General features: G+C 55.4%; 10 protein-coding genes and 5 pseudogenes. 9 read left to right on the top strand and 6 right to left on the bottom strand.

Annotated elements, in window-relative coordinates; all coding sequences use genetic code 11:
* The first annotated feature begins 193 nt into the window (after positions 1–193).
* The 4 genes and pseudogenes from BLU01_RS18705 (at position 194) to BLU01_RS18690 (ending at position 5,615) form a co-directional block, all read left to right on the top strand.
* On the top strand, positions 194–1,354 hold the full coding sequence (locus tag BLU01_RS18705) for a D-alanyl-D-alanine carboxypeptidase family protein (RefSeq protein WP_269457987.1): 1,161 nt from the start codon (positions 194–196) through the stop codon (positions 1,352–1,354).
* Positions 1,355–1,589: 235 nt separating this feature from the next.
* A pseudogene (locus BLU01_RS28455) lies at positions 1,590–2,453 on the top strand (D-alanyl-D-alanine carboxypeptidase family protein); the annotation flags it as partial.
* 256 nt (positions 2,454–2,709) lie between these two features.
* Positions 2,710–4,376, top strand: a pseudogene (locus BLU01_RS18695) (BCCT family transporter).
* A gap of 90 nt (positions 4,377–4,466) precedes the next feature.
* Positions 4,467–5,615: a mechanosensitive ion channel family protein gene (locus tag BLU01_RS18690; protein ID WP_092278304.1), complete on the top strand. Its 1,149-nt coding sequence runs from the start codon at positions 4,467–4,469 to the stop codon at positions 5,613–5,615.
* Positions 5,616–5,639: 24 nt separating this feature from the next.
* Here the strand turns inward: BLU01_RS18690 and BLU01_RS18685 are convergent, their stop codons facing one another.
* Together BLU01_RS18685 and BLU01_RS18680 are read right to left on the bottom strand one after the other, a co-directional pair.
* Positions 5,640–6,359, bottom strand: coding sequence for a 3'-5' exonuclease (locus BLU01_RS18685; protein ID WP_092278302.1), 720 nt, complete (start codon positions 6,357–6,359; stop codon positions 5,640–5,642).
* Positions 6,356–8,236: a DUF294 nucleotidyltransferase-like domain-containing protein gene (locus BLU01_RS18680; RefSeq protein ID WP_092278300.1), complete on the bottom strand. Its 1,881-nt coding sequence runs from the start codon at positions 8,234–8,236 to the stop codon at positions 6,356–6,358. The genes BLU01_RS18685 and BLU01_RS18680 overlap by 4 nt, the downstream gene beginning before the upstream one ends.
* Before the next feature lie 331 nt (positions 8,237–8,567).
* Here BLU01_RS18680 and BLU01_RS18675 point away from each other — a divergent pair.
* Positions 8,568–8,732: pseudogene (locus BLU01_RS18675) on the top strand (cation:proton antiporter); the annotation flags it as partial.
* 28 nt (positions 8,733–8,760) lie between these two features.
* Here the strand turns inward: BLU01_RS18675 and BLU01_RS18670 are convergent.
* The gene (locus BLU01_RS18670) at positions 8,761–10,029 is read right to left on the bottom strand and encodes a DUF2254 domain-containing protein (RefSeq protein ID WP_092278296.1); all 1,269 of its coding nucleotides are present in this window, start codon (positions 10,027–10,029) and stop codon (positions 8,761–8,763) included.
* Between the two features lie 50 nt (positions 10,030–10,079).
* Positions 10,080–11,429, bottom strand: coding sequence for a Na+/H+ antiporter NhaA (nhaA, locus tag BLU01_RS18665; protein ID WP_092278294.1), 1,350 nt, complete (start codon positions 11,427–11,429; stop codon positions 10,080–10,082).
* Between the two features lie 213 nt (positions 11,430–11,642).
* Between nhaA and BLU01_RS18660 the strand changes: the two genes are divergently transcribed.
* Positions 11,643–12,793 (top strand): IS3 family transposase gene (locus tag BLU01_RS18660; protein WP_092271200.1). Its coding sequence is split into 2 segments (ribosomal slippage): positions 11,643–11,877 and positions 11,877–12,793, totalling 1,152 coding nucleotides; the frame shifts between segments, so codons are not numbered across the junction.
* Here the strand turns inward: BLU01_RS18660 and BLU01_RS18655 are convergent.
* Complete coding sequence (locus BLU01_RS18655) at positions 12,729–13,283, bottom strand: hypothetical protein (protein ID WP_167370412.1); 555 nt, start codon at positions 13,281–13,283, stop codon at positions 12,729–12,731. The two genes, BLU01_RS18660 and BLU01_RS18655, sit on opposite strands and share 65 nt — an antisense overlap.
* Positions 13,284–13,328: 45 nt before the next feature.
* Here BLU01_RS18655 and istA point away from each other — a divergent pair.
* Together istA and istB are read left to right on the top strand one after the other, a co-directional pair.
* Positions 13,329–14,813, top strand: a pseudogene (gene istA / locus BLU01_RS18650) (IS21 family transposase); the annotation flags it as partial.
* A gap of 7 nt (positions 14,814–14,820) precedes the next feature.
* Entirely contained in the window at positions 14,821–15,624 is an 804-nt protein-coding gene (istB, locus tag BLU01_RS18645) for an IS21-like element ISPsy20 family helper ATPase IstB (protein WP_092278289.1), read from the top strand.
* A 170-nt stretch (positions 15,625–15,794) separates the two neighbouring features.
* Here istB and BLU01_RS18640 read toward each other — a convergent pair.
* Positions 15,795–16,160, bottom strand: a pseudogene (locus BLU01_RS18640) (transposase); the annotation flags it as partial.
* A gap of 238 nt (positions 16,161–16,398) precedes the next feature.
* Here BLU01_RS18640 and BLU01_RS18635 point away from each other — a divergent pair.
* Positions 16,399–17,244 carry an AraC family transcriptional regulator gene (locus BLU01_RS18635; RefSeq protein ID WP_092278287.1) on the top strand — a complete coding sequence of 282 codons (846 nt, stop codon included), beginning with the start codon at positions 16,399–16,401 and terminating at the stop codon, positions 17,242–17,244.
* Positions 17,245–17,265 lie beyond the last annotated feature (21 nt).

Below are 17,265 nucleotides of genomic sequence, written 5' to 3'. Positions count from 1 at the left end.
CCCTGTGTGCTTGGTGAGCACGAAGCGCTTATCGCCCACTCGCCTAATCCAGAAAATTCTCATGTCGTCTTCTCAGATATCGCCATAGCAGGCATGAGTGGGATCGAGTTGTTCGAACGTGCATATGCCAATTCGTTAAATTCGGTAAATACTGATCAAAACCACAAAACAAGTTTATTAATTAAGGGATATTGTGAAATCGATACTTACGCTTTTCTGTTATATTACTTTCGTTTCATCTCCCTTGGCCGCAGCCGCCCTTAGCGCACCTCCCTCTATCGAAGCAAGAAATTATATTTTAGTGGACGTCGACTCCGGACAAATTCTCGCCGCCCGCAATCCGGATGTCCGCGTCGAACCCGCTTCGACCACAAAGTTGATGAGCGCCTATCTGGTGTTCCAAGCCCTCAAAGAAAACAGGATTGCCCTGGACCAGCGGATCGCGGTTAGCGATACGTCTTGGAGGAAGCCAGGCTCAAGCATGTACATCGACCCCAGAATGCATGTGCCGGTGGACGACCTCATCAAGGGCATGCTTGTGCAATCCGGCAACGACGCTACCAATCTTCTAGCAGAAACGTTAGGTGGTACTACAGATGGATTTGTATCCGTGATGAACGCCCAGGCGCGCTTACTGGGGATGAGCAACACGACCTTCAAAAACCCGGATGGGTTGCCGACGCCTGGACACCTGACCACGGCACGCGACCTAGCCATACTGGGCGTCAGAATCCTTCAGGATTTTCCTGAGTATGCTCACTATTTCTCTATCAAACACTATTACTACCCCGGCACTCCATCATCCAACGACACCAATCGAAACCAACTGCTGTTTCGTGATCCCTCCGTTGAGGGTTTGAAGACCGGCCACACGAATGCTGCTGGATATTGCCTTGTGGCATCGGCCGCAAGAAACTTTGGTGATTACGGAAAGCGGCGAATCGTTGCCGTGGTACTTGGCGCGGCGAGTGACAGAAAAAGAGTTAATGAGACCCAGAAGTTAATGAACTGGGGCTTCCGCGCCTACAATGCTGTCAGGCTCGATATCAAGGGCAGCACATATGAAACTATGAAAATATGGAAAGGTGAAAAGGACTTTATCAAACTTGGGATTACTCCGTCTGCTATTGCAGTACCTGCAGGATCAGTACCAGATATCGAAACGCAGTTTGATATCCCTCAGCCACTATCCGCCCCAATCGCCGTGGGTCAGCAGGTGGGGCTCATGAAGGTGAGTTTGAATGGTCAACTATTGCGAGAGATCCCAGTTACAGCGCTCGAAGAAATTAAAGAAGCGAATTTTTTCGTGCGGCTTTGGGATAGCCTATTTCTTCTTTTCAAAAATATGTTGTGAATAACCTGATATTGGTGTTCATCTCTGCTTCGTCTCATACCCTGCACAAGACGGCTTGACGAGCCCATGCCTTCGAAGCTGAATGTCTGCTTCTGGCCGGAAGCGGCCAGCCAGCAGTGACAACAGAGACTGCGAATTTCATCAGCCAATTCCATGATTCACGAGCACTTGGTCGTGACCGCCCAGCCGTGAACCAGTGGCTAATGCAATCCCCGAGCTGAACCTATCGTTGACTGCCAGCCTGACCAAATTGATGACCGTGTACGTCGCGACCAATGAGGTACAGGGCGGCCGATTACGATCCGACGATGAAGTCACCGTCAGTGAAAACGCTTGGCACACCGAGCGGTCGCGCATGTTCTTCGATCCGCAAAGTAAGGTTGCCATCCATGACCTGTTGCGCGAAATTGTCATCGACTCGGGCAATGATGCCAGCGTCGCACTCGCCGAGCATATTGCCGGCGATCAAAACAGCCTCGCCAGGTTAGAACGTCACAGCGAAGCGGCTGGGGCTTCGCGACAAGCACTTCAAGAACCCTACCGGTCTTCCTGCGCCGGAACATTATTCTTTAGCGCTAGATATGGCGAAGCTCGCACGGACGATCATCAACGATGAGTCGGCTTACTACTCGCTCTATAAGCAGAAACACTTCACCTGGAATGGCATACGCCAACCCAATCGAAATTTGCTGTTGTGGCAGGACGAGCCCGTGGATGGCTTGAAGACAGGCCTCGGAGGCTGCGGGTTGCTGCATGGTCTATGTGAAGGCCGGTCAGGTCCTGTCGGAGCCTATTCTTTGGAAAGGGATAGATCGTACGCTGCACGTAGGTCGCTGGATGATATCTCCCTGACCTTGCCAAAGGATCGGAATCGTAAAGTCGAAGTTCGCGTCAAAATCGACCACCCTCTCATGGACCCTCTCGCCATGGGTACCATCGTGAGCAGTCTGGAAATTTACGACGGCGAAAAGAAACTGGCCTCGAGGCCTCTCATCTCGTTGGAAGAAGCCCGGGCGGGGGGTGGTGGAAACGTGCTGAGGACTCCCTGCATCAGTTCTTTCTAAACATGCCCGTGAGACAGAATTCACCCTACAAATAAATCGCAGCCCTCTTCGCAATGGGTCGGGCGAACTGTTGCGGTGAACAGGTACGATCTGGAGTCAGGCTGAGCTTAGTTTGAATTGTTTGACCTCTCATCGCTTCTTCCAGAGTCAAACTGGCTAAGGTGCTGGTCGGGCCCACCAGGCACCGGCCGATGTCTTTTGTTACGATGGAAGTTCATCCCTCCGGTTATGCCACTCAGTAAGGTGACAAACGACCATCACGCATCAGTGTTTTCGAACAAGGAGCCCCTCATGGGTAAAGAACCTGTGGATGATCCGACCATTACAGGTCATTCCGCCAGTGATGAAGGCATCCCAGCCCCTAGCGGAGCTGCCAACCTCATTGATACCGATTATGTTATCGGGCAAGACAACATCAAGGGGGAGTTCTCTTTCTCCCTCGATATCCACGGCAAAGTATTCATCATTTCTGCCGCTGCGATTTTGCTTTTCGTCGTCTTAACGCTGGCATTGCAGAATGAAGTGGAGCCCCTATTCAGTGCGATTCGCAACTGGCTGACCGGTCACCTTGCGTGGCTCTTCATGAGCATCGCTAATATCTTTGTCGTGTTGTGCCTGGTGCTCATCGTGTCACCTTTGGGTAAGGTCAGACTGGGTGGCAGAGACGCCAAACCGGATCACAGTTATGTCGGCTGGTTTTCAATGCTCTTCGCCGCGGGCATGGGCATTGGCCTGATGTTCTACGGCGTTGCCGAGCCGATGTCCCATTTCGCAGCGTCTATGGGGGGTGTCACGGTTGATGCCAGCGGAGCCCGCACTGACTGGGCACCATTGAACGGAGCGGCAGGGGACGCCAAGGCTTCAGCGGACCTGGCAATGGCGGCCACGATCTTTCACTGGGGTTTGCACCCATGGGCTATCTACGCAATCGTCGCGCTGTCGCTGGCCTTATTCTCCTATAACAAGGGTTTGCCGCTCTCGATCAGATCGGTTTTCTATCCGCTGCTCGGGGAGCGCGTGTGGGGTTGGCCGGGACACATCGTCGATATTCTCGCCGTTTTTGCGACCCTGTTCGGCTTGGCAACTTCCCTTGGCATTGGTGCAGAGCAAGCCGCCGCCGGTCTCGAATACCTGTTTGGTATTCAGTCCACGAACGTCAGCAAGGTCATGTTGATCGTAGGGATCACGCTGGTTGCGCTGTGGTCCGTGCTTTCCGGTTTGGACAAAGGCGTAAAGATGCTTTCCCAGATCAACATGGGGCTAGCTTTGCTGCTGTTGATGTTCATTATCGTGGTTGGCCCCACACTGGCGATCTTCACCGGCTTCTTCAAAAACCTGGTGACGTACGTGGAGTATCTGCCTGCGCTGTCTAATCCCTTCGGACGCACCGACAGTGAGTTCACGCAGGGCTGGACTGCCTTTTACTGGGCCTGGTGGATCAGTTGGTCGCCATTTGTCGGCATGTTCATCGCCCGTGTGAGTCGCGGCCGTACGGTGAGGGAGTTTCTTATCTCGGTACTGCTCGTGCCCTCAGTGGTATCGGTGCTATGGATGACCACCTTCGGGGGCACCGCCATTGATCAGGCCACCATGCAGGGGCTGGTTGGTGTCAAAGACGCAGTCCTGGAGTTGAAACTGTTTGCGATGCTTGAGGGCCTGCCACTTAAAGAGATCACTTCGTTTCTGGGCATCATCCTCGTGATAGTGTTCTTCATCACTTCGTCGGATTCCGGGTCATTGGTGATCGACACCATTACCGCTGGCGGCAAGGTCGATGCGCCTGTCCCGCAGCGGGTATTCTGGGCGGTTATCGAAGGTGTGATCGCGATCGCATTGCTGTTGGGGGGGGGCTTGTCGCCCTTCAGGCGATGGCGGTGTCAACCGGTTTGCCGTTCGCCATCGTGCTGATGATCGGTTGTGTCTCATTGGTGAAAGGACTCATGTCGGAGCCTCGATAGCGAGGCTATTGATTCTCTACCCTTCCCCAACGTTCAAAGGCAGGGGTGCCGCCCATTCGGGTCGCGCCTCGGCATCAGACCGAGGACCGCATGTTTCAAGAAGTCGTCAGCTTTTTCATCAATTACACATTTATGGGCATTTCTTTAGCCAACTGGATTTTTGCGGGGTCGCTGATCGTCATCAGCTTCGTGCTGGCGCGGACAGTGATCGGATTCTTCCTCAGGAGAATCGGGCAGCAATCAGCCCAGCCGAAAGCGCATCTGAGTCAAATCACTGTCGAAGTGCTATCGGGCACCAGTAATACTCTGCTTTTGCTAGCCTCGATCCTTATCGGTGTCGGCGTTCTGGATCTACCCGAGCGCTGGCTGGGGCGCGTGAGCAGTCTCTGGTTTGTGGTCGCTGCCTTGCAAGTTGGGTTGTGGGTTAACCGAGCCCTGGCGCTGGCACTTGCCCGGTATTTCCGCCGCCACAGCACTGCGGAAACCTACCAGGGCAGCGCGCTGGCAACGTTGAGCCTGTGGGGCGCCAAAGTATTTCTTTGGGTGGTTGTAGTCTTGGCGATGCTTTCCAATGTCGGCGTCAACATCACAGCATTCGTTGCCAGTCTGGGTATGGGGGGCATCGCGGTTGCGCTGGCGGTGCAGAACATTCTGGCAGACGTCTTCGCGTCGCTGTCCATCGCAGTCGACAAGCCTTTCGAGGTGGGGGATTTCATTGTTGTGGGCTCGCTGTCAGGAACAGTAGAGCACGTGGGCCTGAAGACCACGCGCATCCGCAGCCTGGGAGGTGAGCAGATTGTAATGGCGAATGCCGAGATGATCGGGAGCACGATTCAGAACTACAAGCGTCTGCGAGAGCGCCGAATTGTGTTCGATCTGGCGTTGACTTATGGCTGTTCAGCTCAACAGATCCGCGAGGTCCCGCAACGTATCGAAGGCATCATCCGGCAGCAAAAGCTCGCCCGCTTTGACCGCTGCCATTTCCGCAACTTTGGTAGCAGTGCCTTGGAGTTTGAAACGGTCTACATCGTGCTCGACCCTAGCTACAACGTGTACATGGACGTTCAACAAACAATTAACCTAGCCATTGTCGACGCCTTCGCTGAATTGGGCGTGACCTTTGCCCACCCTTCCCGCACGGTGTTCATCGAAAGCGTCCCGACCAGGAATAGGCTAGACAGTTACGCGACCGGGGGTCATGAGCAGACTGCCAGCCATCCTGACAGGACTGACCATTGATGATCCAGGCATGCGTTACGCCGCTTAGCTCCAAAGCGATCCTAGAGGCGTTGAGTGGCTGTGGTGCGTCGCGACCTGAGCCTGCAATAGCTCGGCCGCCGCCAGTGCATCGGTGAGGGCATGATGGGCATGGTACATCGGCAGGTTGTACCGGGCCCGGCTGTCGGCGAGGCGGATCGACAGCTGAGGGCGGCGCAACAGTCGCCCCAGCCAGCCGAGTTTCTGCCGGTACAATCTTGCCTCCAGTTGCATTGTGTCGATAACCGGAAATTGCAGTCCTTCGCCCAAATGATCCAGAAATGCCCGATTGAGGAATGCACGCTCAATGTTGCGGTAATGGACAACCATCACCTTCCCGGCCATCGCTTTCAGAAGCGTCTCGTAGATCGCCTCGAACGCTGGCGCGTTAGCAACCTCTGCGTGGGTGATGTGGTGGAACGTGACTGATTTTCCGCTCAGCTCTGAAACGGGCTGTATGACCTGGTAGTGCGCATGCTGGCATTGAATACGCCGAAGGGTAAACGGCAGCAGACCGATGCTGACAATGCTGTGCGCTTGTGCATCAAGGCCCGTAGTTTCCACGTCCAGTGCCAGAAAATGCACGTGCTCGACAGGCGTGTGTGCAGCCACCACACCGGCTCGATAAAACCGCCGCAGCGCAGGATGTCTCGCTTGCTGTGACAACTCGCCGAATCTGGCTGGCCAGTCCAGAACGGCATCAGTGCTGGGTTTGGCTATTGTCATTTCGGCAATCGTCCCTTGGGCGGATATCGAAAGCGCAGGAAATTCTGGCCGTTGCTAAGCACTTGAAACGCTTCTTTGAGATTGTGCCGCTCACTGTGAGTGAAACGCTCGGGCTCGATGTAGTTGTCAGGGGTCATGCCGTGCTCCACCGCATCTGCCTGGTGCCGGATGCGTACCATGGACAGAAACTCAAGGGCATACTTTAGGTGCTTCACGGCATCGGGTGGCATCATGTTGGCTGCTGCAATCGCGTCCAGCCGATCAAACGAGTTTTGCGCCGTGCTGCCGCAGGCGAGTGCGTGGATGCGGATCAGATCCGTCAGCGGTGCAGTGCCCCGTCGTTTGAGGTTGATGATGCGTTTTTGCTGGCCGTCCGTTTCGACGACAAACGTGCGGAAGAAACCCAAAGGAGGGGTCCGGTTGAGCGCTATCCTTGCCAGTGCACTCAGAAAGCCGGGGCTGGACGATGATTGGCTGGCGCACAGTACCTTGAGTTCCTGAATGAGATCGAGCTTCCCGTAAACCCCATCCAGATCAAAAAAGATGCAACTGTGCAACAGCGCCGAAGGGCTTGGTTTGTTTATCCACTGCCAAAAGTAATTGCGCCACACGCTGATGGGTTGGCGCCATTGCTCATTGGTCGCCATGATGCCGCCCTTGCAATAGGCGTAGCCGCATTCGGCCAGACCATCGCTTACAAAGCTCGCCAGGCTTCGAAAGTACGCATCGTGCAGGGTCGCGTCGTAGCTATCGTCCAGGACAAGGGCATTGTCCTGATCCGTCACCAGCAACTGCTCGTCCCGCGCCATCGAACCCAGCGCCATAAAACAGTACGGCACTGGCGGCGGGCCATATTTCTTTTCGGCCAGTTCAAGCAGGCGCTGTGTAAACGCCCTGCCGATTCCAGAGATCGCGCTGCCGATCATATGAGCCGTGGCGCCATCGCGGACCATGCGAATGTAGGTACCCCTCAGATCCGTCAGCAGTGATCGCAGGCTTTCGACAGAGGTCTGGTTTGATATTCTGCTGACGAGGTACAGGCTGCTGTGGGACTCGTAGCGGATGATGTCCGACAGGTTGATCAGCCCCGCCGGTCTGCCATGCCTCAGCACAGGCAAGTGGTGAATGTTGCGGCGGAGCATTACCAGCATGGCCTCGAAAACCGAATCGTCAGCGTCGATCGACACAGGATCCTTCGTCATGATTTCGCTGACGCGGGTTTGCTCGCCGTCGATCCCGGCTGCCACGACCCGGGTACGCAGGTCCCGGTCGGTGACAATGCCGCAGATTTGGGGCGATTCCTGCCCGACAGCCATCATCACCACCACGCACGCCACGCTTTGCTCAGCCATTATCCTGGCCGCGTCCCCTACGCAGGCGTCAGAGCCTACCCAAACCAGTGAGCGCGACAGCAACGCGCGGCATCGAAGTTGAATCAACTCGCTGGCACGGCCCTGGGCCTCCACAGCAGACTTGAGCCTGGAATGGCCCTCGGCTTCGACAAAGTCAGCGAAAGCGTCATGGTGCGCGCAGAGTTCTGCGAACACTCCTGCCGGGATGAAGTAGATGAGGCTGTCTTCCAGCGCTCTCGCCGGAAAGCGCACTTTGTTACTTCGCAGCAGCCCCGCCTGGCCGAAGATATCGCCCTCGACCAGCCGGTTATACAACTCGCCGTTGCGGCGGTAGATCTCAACCGCACCGCTGCGTACATAATGCAGGTCCTGGATGGTGGCCCCGGCTTCAAGAATCTCGCTACCGGCTTTGAAATAGCTGACTTCAATCCGCCGCGCGATGGTCTCGACCACCTCCTTTGGAAGAACATCGAAGGGAGCGAAACGGAGCAGATGGTTGATGATTTCTTCTATTTCAACTTGCATGAAACCTCATATCGAGCGGGGCCAGGCCTAAGGCTTCGCCTCATCAGAGATGCTGATTCTGCCTGACATCATTGCCACGGGATCACATCTTTTTGCGAGCGACAAGTCGGACACTCAAGGGAACTGAAATTCCGGACCTGGCGTGGACTGTGATTTGTGCATGTTAACGTTGAACCTTTCCTGCGCAGCGTGCCCACATAACGGGTGCGTAGCTGTTCACCGCAACGCCCTCATGCTCTTCATACATGGAGCTTGTAGACCGATGTTGGACACCGTCGCATCATTTCTCAGCATCACTGCGGTGCTAGCATTTCTCAACAGACGTTATGTGGGTTTACGTGGAGGTATATCAGTAGCACTGGTACTGTCACTTCAGGCGGGGCATGCGCGGTACGCGGTGGTATCGCTGACCTACATGGTCGTGGTGTTCTCCATTCTGGTTCAGGGCATGAGCATCGGAACGCTGGTGAAGCGCGTTATTCCTTGCAGGAAATGAGCACGGGTCGCCAGGGCTGACGGCGGTTTCACGGGAGCGAGGCGGCAATGCACGCTCTCAACCGCGCCTTGTCAGCGTCAAGCGTCATCGCCGACTCCGCCCGTTCGAGGATGACGCCGATATGACGGGCGCCCACGTCGGCGTATAAAGCCGGGCTGGAGTGCGCAAGGCTTGTAAGCGCTTTGACAAGACGAATGTTGACCTCGATGAGTGCTGCGCCGTCACGCGCAATCGGCGAAAAGAAGTCATCAAACATGTCTTCCACGGACAGCCCGTGCGCATGCACGCGGCTGTATTGTGCTTCAGGCTTTTCCAACGTGCCATACATCGCCTGTGCATTGAACGCGCGAATTCCCCTGCCGATGACATCGATTGCTGTGCCCGGGTCATTCACGGCGGGCGAAAGCGCCCTCGATGCGATCTCGGACAATACGGACAGACCAAAGCGAGGGTCATGCTCGAAGGTTCTACGAACGCCAAGGGTGACAGCGGACAGGATTTGCCTTACCTGAGATTCATCCGGCGGCTCGGTGCTTGTTCTCATTACCCGTGCTAGCAGCTCGCCCTCATTTACAAAGCTGCCGGGCAGTATCTCAAGATAAATAAGCGCAGCATGTCTCTGCGCAAAAGCGTCCAGCGCAGGCACGTCGATGTGCTGCACGTAGCCCACTTCCCGACTGCGAATCGGGAGCAGTGGCAGAACCTGCACCGGTCGCTCCGGGTAGGCGCATCCGCCAAGGTAAGGCAATCGGCGGCGTTCCGTGAGCGCACTGATGGTGGCGGCCTCAACCCGGTCGATCGTCTCACCTACCCGGCCAAGCCTGGACAGATGGTCGATCCATCGCAGCAAGGTGTAGACGATCAGGACCACCACGGCAAGAGTGACCGCGAACAAGATGACCCGCCCCTGAGCGCCATACGCACCCGTACTTAGAGCGATGATGCCGACCAAGCTAAACAGGAACGAGCCAATGAAGGTCGACAGCGCGTTCTGAGTGGTCGAGTCCTCCATAACAAGTGTTGTAGCGCGCGGGGTGGTGCCCGTGCTGGCTGCTCCGTAGGCTGTGACCATGGTGCTTAGAGAAAATGTAGTGACGGCCAGCATGCTGGACGCGATGATGCCGAGAATCTTGTCGACGGCATCAGCGCCTATCTTGCCCGGCAGGTCTAGAGGAATGTGGTCTCTGAGAACGACAGCCAGCAACGCCGTCACAACGCCTAGCATGGAAAACAGTCCCGCTCTGAACCACAGACGTCTGGTTGTCCGAATCAACAGCCATTGCCACCGAGCAACCATTGCGAAACTCCGCTGTTTCGTGAGGATGAGTTGGATGATATCTGTAGCAACTAATGACTAGGCGGCTTTCTGAAGTTGAACAAGCCCCACAGCAAACCTACCACTGCGGACGCAGAGGAAGCGCACAGCACGCTCAGCTTCGCTGCTGCCAATAAACGGTCGTCGTCATAGGCCAAACCTGCGATGAAAATCGACATCGTGAAGCCAATGCCGGCGAGAAGACCTACGAGAATCACACCGCGCCAAGTTACCTGTTCCGGCAGCTTGCAGAGTCCAGTGCGAACCAGCAGGAAGGTAGCGAGCACCACGCCGATAGGTTTGCCAAACACTAACGCTGTTACGACGCCATAAACAACTGGAACCACAGATGCATCGCTTAGCTGAGCGCCATGAAAACTGACTCCAGCATTCGCAAGCGCGAACAGCGGCATGATGACGAAAGCGACCCACGGATGGAGAGCCTCCTGAACTCGTTGCACAGGAGGCATCACTTCACGCTCGGCAAGCCGGATTTGCTTGAGTGGTGCTGAGACCTTTTTCTCGCCCTGGTCTACCTGGTGCGTGAGATCTCGGAATGCCTGAGACATTATTTCGAGTGGCCGCTCGCGGGACGGTGCAGACCATACAGGAGTTACAAGCCCAAGGATCACTCCGGCCAGTGTTGGATGTACACCGAGCTTGAGAAGGCCTCCCCATACAATCGCGCCCGGCAACAGATACAGCCAAGCCGATCCGATTCCCATCCTCTGCATGACAAAGACAAGCGCGAAACCTGTGCCTGCGATCGCCAGACCCACAAGGTGCAGGTTTGCGGTGTAGAACAGTGCAATGATGAGGATCGCAGCGATATCGTCGATGATTGCAAGGGCCAGCAGGAAGACCCGCAAGTTGGCTGGAATTGATTTGCCCAGAAGAGCAAGAACCCCCACGGCGAACGCGATATCGGTTGCGGTCGGGACTGCCCAACCGTGGGCAGACGCCGTACCCACGTTGTAAGCAAGGTAGATTCCCGCGGGAACCAGCACTCCACCCAGTGCCGCACCTAAGGGGAGCGTTGCCAGCTTTGCGTTGGACAGAGCGCCGTCTTGGATCTCTTGGCGAATCTCCATTCCGACCACGAGAAAGAAGATGGTCATCAAGCCGTCATTGACTAAGAAGTGCAGCGACTGACCTACGCTAAGAGATCCGATGGTAACGGCGACTGGAGTGTGCCAGAAGGCCTCATAGGAAAGGCTGGGCGCGCTGTTGGCCCAGAGCAATGCAATGATAGCGGCTAGTACAAGAACGATGCCGCTGAGGGCTTCGATATGACTGAATCGCTCGACCGCAGCCAGTGCTCGGCTGGTGAGAATCTGTGGTCGAGGGATGACAGTTGATGCGGGCGTATTTGGCGCAGGCACGGTTATTCCTCACCAGCGGCCCGACCAGTATTGGAATTTAACCTGCGGATCAGCACATTGCCTTACGCACCCAGGTGGATTGTACGCACGGACTAATGACTATCGCAAAGGTTAGAGGATTCTTAGATATGAGCGATTGTTGAGGAATGAGTGAATCGCCCCTAGTTTCGTAGACACCTCCAAGCCTTAAAATGAGGCCCATTAGGAGGTGCCATGAGCAACCAGCGATATCCCGAAGAATTCAAAATCCAGGCGGTCAAGCAAGTGACCGAAAAGCAGCTTCCTGTCTCGGAGGTGGCTGCACGATTGGGTGTGTCCGTGCACAGCCTCTATGCCTGGGTTAAGCGCTACACCAAGCCCCAAGAACAGCGCGTTGAGGAGGATGATCAAAGCGCTGAGGTTCGTCGTCTACGTGCCGAGCTGAAACGGGTGACGGAGGAGCGAGACATCTTAAAAAAGGCCGCCGCGTACTTTGCCAAGGAGTGCGGCTGAAGTACGCCTTTATTAAGCAGCAATCGGGTCATTACGCGATTCGACGGCTTTGCCTGACGCTCAAGGTTCATCCCAGCGGCTACTACGCGTGGCTATCAGAACCAAAATCTGCGCGAGCCAAGGACGATCAGCGACTGCTTGGATTGATCAAACACTCCTGGCTGGAAAGCGGTGGCGTTTATGGCTATCGCAAGATCCATGATGACCTGCGAGAGGTTGGTGAGAGCTGTGGCCGTCACCGGGTGGCTAGGTTGATGCGCCTTGAGGGTTTACGTTCTCAGACTGGGTATCGACGGAGGCCGGGAAAATATGGCGGTAAACCAGCCGTTGCCTCACCGAACTTACTGAAGCGCCAATTCGATGTCAGAGAACCCAACAAAGTCTGGGTCACAGACATTACCTACATCCGAACATATGAAGGCTGGCTGTATTTGGCCGTGGTGCTCGATCTGTTTTCACGCCAGATCATTGGTTGGTCAATGAAGTCGCAGATGACCAGCGACGTAGCCATTGATGCACTGCTGATGGCGGTTTGGAGACGTAAGCCGAAGCAAGAGGTGATGATCCACTCAGATCAAGGCAGTCAGTACAGCAGCTCAGACTGGCGAAGCTTCTTGAAAGCTAACAACCTGGTGGCCAGCATGAGTCGTCGAGGTAACTGCCACGACAACGCTGTGGCGGAGAGCTTTTTCCAGCTGCTAAAGCGGGAACGGATCAAGCGTAAAATCTACACTACACGCCAGGATGCTCGGGATGATGTGTTCGATTACATCGAGATGTTTTACAACCCAAAACGACGCCACAGTTTCAACAATCAGCTGTCACCGGTAGAGTTTGAAAAGCGTTACGCAGCGAGCCTGGAGAGTGTCTAGAAAACCCGGGGCGATTCAATTCCTCACGAGATTTACCCACAATCCGTTCGTTGGTCTCTGGGTACCCGACGCAGAGAACCACTTGATTGTCTTCCACACGACGTAGTCTGGCCACAACAGGCTCGCTAAGAATCTCCCAACGTTCTGTGGTCTGCGCCCGATCTATGAGAATTGTATTAATTCGGTACGCCCCGATGTTCAACTGGTGACTGGCCTTGCCTGCCAGCGGCGCCAGGAATGCTGCTGTATCAAGCCCGGGTAACAGCAGATGGATATCGCCGATTTTGGCTCGCAGCAGCAGATTTTTCCACCAGGAGTCGTATTCGACACGACCTACCTGCACAGAAGGTGCCTGCATTATCGCTATTAGAGAGCGTTGGTATTCAGCAAGACTCAGAGATTTGCGTTTGCTCGCATCCTTGTTGCCGCTGACCGAAAACTGACCCAGTAAAGGCTGTTCTGCCGACTGAAAACTGACCCAGGTGTTCAACTGCTTCTGCTCACTTTTCGAGCAGGAGAACACAGGGTGATCAGCATGGAAATGTTGGGAAAAATCCGGCGGATGTACTTCCGCGACAAGCTCTCGCTGCATCAGATAGCCAAGCGTACCGGGCTGTCGAGAAACACCATCCGAAAGTGGGTCAGAGCGCCCGAAGCCACTCAGCCGGCGTATCAACGGTGCGCAATCTTCAACAAACTCAGCCCATTCCACGACACGCTAGAACAGGCGCTGAAAGCCGATTCGTTCCGGGCAAAGCACAACCGTAGAAGCGCCAAAGCACTTTTCGAACAGATTAAGGCTGAGGGCTACGGCGGCGGCTACAGCCAGCTCACAGCGTTTGTGCGCACTTGGCGAGGTGAGCAAGGCAAGTCTTTACGCGCTTTTGTGCCACTGACTTTTGCTCTGGGTGAGGCCTTTCAATTTGACTGGAGCGAAGAAGGTCTGCTGATCGGCGGGCTGTTTCGCCGCATCCAGGTCTCCCACATGAAGCTGTGTGCCAGTCGCGCGTTCTGGTTGGTTGCCTATCCCAGCCAAGGGCACGAAATGTTGTTCGACGCCCATACGCGCTCGTTTGGAGCGCTTGGCGGAGTGCCGCGTCGCGGCATTTACGACAACATGAAAACGGCTGTCGACAAGGTCAACAAAGGCAAAGGCCGCACGGTGAATGCCCGGTTTGCTGTCATGTGTGCCCACTACTTGTTCGATCCCGATTTCTGCAACGTAGCCTCCGGCTGGGAAAAGGGCATCGTCGAAAAGAACGTACAGGACAGCCGGCGGCGTATCTGGCTCGATGCTCAAAACTGCATGTTCCACACCTTTGAAGAACTGAATACCTGGCTCGGTCAACGCTGCCGGTCACTCTGGAGCGAGCTGGTGCATCCGCAGTACAACGGGCTGACGGTGGCGGAGGTCTTGGAGCTGGAACGGGTCGAAATGATGCCGATGCCGACAGCGTTTGATGGCTACGTCGAACGTACTGTGCGGGTCTCCAGCACCTGCCTGATCAGCGTGGCGCGAAATCGTTATTCAGTGCCATGTGAGCGCGTCGGCCAGTGGGTTAGCAGTCGTCTTTATCCATCCCGGATCGTGGTTATCGCCGATGAAACGGTGATTGCCAGTCACGAGCGCCTCTTTGATCGAGATCAGGTCAGTTTTGACTGGCAACATTACATCCCGCTTATCGAACGCAAGCCCGGTGCACTGCGTAATGGTGCGCCATTTGCCGATCTACCGAAGCCGTTGCTGCTTCTCAAGCGGGGATTGAGGCGTCACACCAACGGTGATCGAATCATGATGCAGGTACTGGCTGCTGTGCCTATCGCCGGTCTCGAACCGGTGCTGGTGGCGGTGGAGCTGGTACTTGAGTCGGGAAGTCTGAGCGCCGATCACATCCTCAATGTCCTTGCCCGCCTGACCTCCACGGCACCACCTCCCTGCGTAGAAACCAGCCTGCAACTCAAGGTGGCGCCTGTTGCCAATACGGCTCGCTACGACCGGCTTCGTACGACCGATGAGGAGAACCGCAATGCGGGACTTAATGACAGAACTCAAAGAACTGCGCCTGCACGGCATGGCCAGTGCTTGGGACGAACTGGTCTCTCAAGGAACCGCCTCGACGGCTTCATCGAAATGGCTGCTGGAGCATCTGCTTCAACAGGAACAGGCGGATCGCGTGGTGCGCTCGGTGAACCACCAGATGAACATGGCAAAACTCCCCATGCACCGTGATTTAGCCGGCTTTGACTTCAGCGCTTCCAGCGTTGATGCCCGGTTGGTCAGCGATCTATCCAGCTTGGCATTCACTGAGACCGCGCAGAATGTCGTGTTCATTGGTGGGCCGGGAACTGGAAAAACACACCTAGCCAGTGCCTTGGCTGTATCCGGAATCACGGCCCACAACAAACGCGTGCGCTTCTTTTCTACGGTGGATCTGGTGAATCTGCTGGAGCGTGAAAAGTACGATGGCAAGGCAGGACGGATCGCCCAGGGGCTCCTTCGCACAGACCTGGTGATACTTGATGAGCTGGGGTATTTGCCCTTCAGCCAAAGCGGTGGAGCCCTGTTATTTCACCTGCTGTCCAAACTGTACGAGCACACCAGCGTGGTTATCACCACCAACCTCAGCTTCTCAGAATGGTCGAGCGTATTTGGTGACGCCAAGATGACTACAGCGTTGCTGGATCGGCTGACACACCACTGCCACATCGTCGAAACGGGCAACGAGTCTTACCGCCTTCAACACAGCACCTTGGCCGCCCAGACAAAGATCAAATCACGAGAACGAAAGCGCAAGGATGGAGATGATATCGAGGACGATCAGCCGTTTTGATCCACTTCTTAAACGCCCTGCTGCATGCCTACATGGGGTGGGGCTGGATGCGTCTTCAACTAGAACACTGCTGCTAAGCTTATCCACAATTGCTGGGACAAAAATCAGCAATCCGTCCTGGGTCAATTTTCAATCGGCAGGGTGGGTCAGTTTTCAATCAGCGCCGACAGACAGACGCCTCGAATGGCCTTGCTGTTGTCTTTTCGGAAGTTGGCGATGGTCTTGAAGTCCGGCATCAAACGCCCGGTCAACCACATCAGTTCGACGTTGCGTTGAGCTTCTCGCTCCAGCCGTCGGCTCGACTGGATGCGGTTGAGATAGCCGTAGATGTAGATCTTCAGCAAGATCGCGGGGTGGTAATCCGGCCGGCCAGTATCGGCTGGAATGGCACCTTCAAAACCCAGATTGATCAGGTCCAGTTCGTCGACGAAGACGTCGACTACGCGCACCGGATTGGTATCGCTGACGTAGTCGTCGAGGCTCTCGGGAAGTAAGGTGCCTTGGCCTCGATGTTCACCTTGGATAAAGCGCTTCATGGGCAATCCCTGCGATGAAATCCTCAGAAATCATAGCAAGGGTTCGCGAAGGCGTTTTTACACACTCTGGGCCGATTGCAGCCCTTCGTCAGAGGCATCAATCGACCTTGAGCGACCGTCACTTCAGGCAAAGATGAATCGATGAAGGGTAAACAGGTGGTACAGCATCGAAGCCACGATGATGCGCATTTCGTCGGTGTTATGATCCGAGCGTGTGTTTCTTGCCAAGAGATTGCCCATGGATCGCTTGTCTACCTTGTTGTCGCAGTTCGGCGTGCGCGCAAACCTGTTTTTCAACGGCAAACAGTGCGGCTTGGCGTCTTACGACGGCGCTGAAGGACGTGGCTATATCCACCTACTACAGGCTGGCAGTGTTAATTTACTGGGAGCCGATGGTAGGGGGTTATTGCTGACCCGGCCCAGCCTGATTTTTATGCCGCGTCCCAGCCGGCATCAACTGTTTGCCGGTGAATCCGAGGGCGCTCAGTTGTTGTGTGCATCGATGGAGTTTGGGGGTGGGGTCGATAACCCGCTGTCGGCTTCATTACCCGACTGTCTGGTGCTGTCCCTGGATGACCTGCCAATGCTGGCCGATACGCTGAAATGGATGTTCCGCGAGGCGGAGGGCTCGCACTGTGGCAAGGAGGCAGCGCTGGAACGGTTGTTCGAACTGCTGGTCATCCTGTTGTTTCGACATTTACTTGATCACCACCAGTTGCATACTGGGATGATGGCTGGACTGGCTGACCCGAGGTTGTCGCGCTCTCTTTCGCAGATTCACAACGCACCTCATCTTGCTTGGTCAATTGCGGGACTGGCGAGCGAATCGAACATGTCTCGCGCGGCGTACGCAGTGCATTTCCGGGCTGTTATCGGGCAGACGCCCGCCGATTATCTGTTGAGTTGGCGTATCAGTCTGGCGCAGAAGCGACTTCGTGAAGGCCGGTCGATTACATTGATCGCCGCCGAAGTCGGTTATGAAAGTCCCTCGGCACTTGCACGCGCGTTTCGACGCAAGACTGGCTACAGTCCTCGGGACTGGATCAAAGACGTGGCAGGCGGAGAATTGGGGGCGATGACCTGAAAGCATTGAACCACTCCAGGC

The sequence above is a fragment of the Pseudomonas prosekii genome (genome assembly GCF_900105155.1).
GTDB lineage: Bacteria > Pseudomonadota > Gammaproteobacteria > Pseudomonadales > Pseudomonadaceae > Aquipseudomonas > Aquipseudomonas prosekii.
This window is presented reverse-complemented; position numbering and strand designations above follow the sequence as displayed.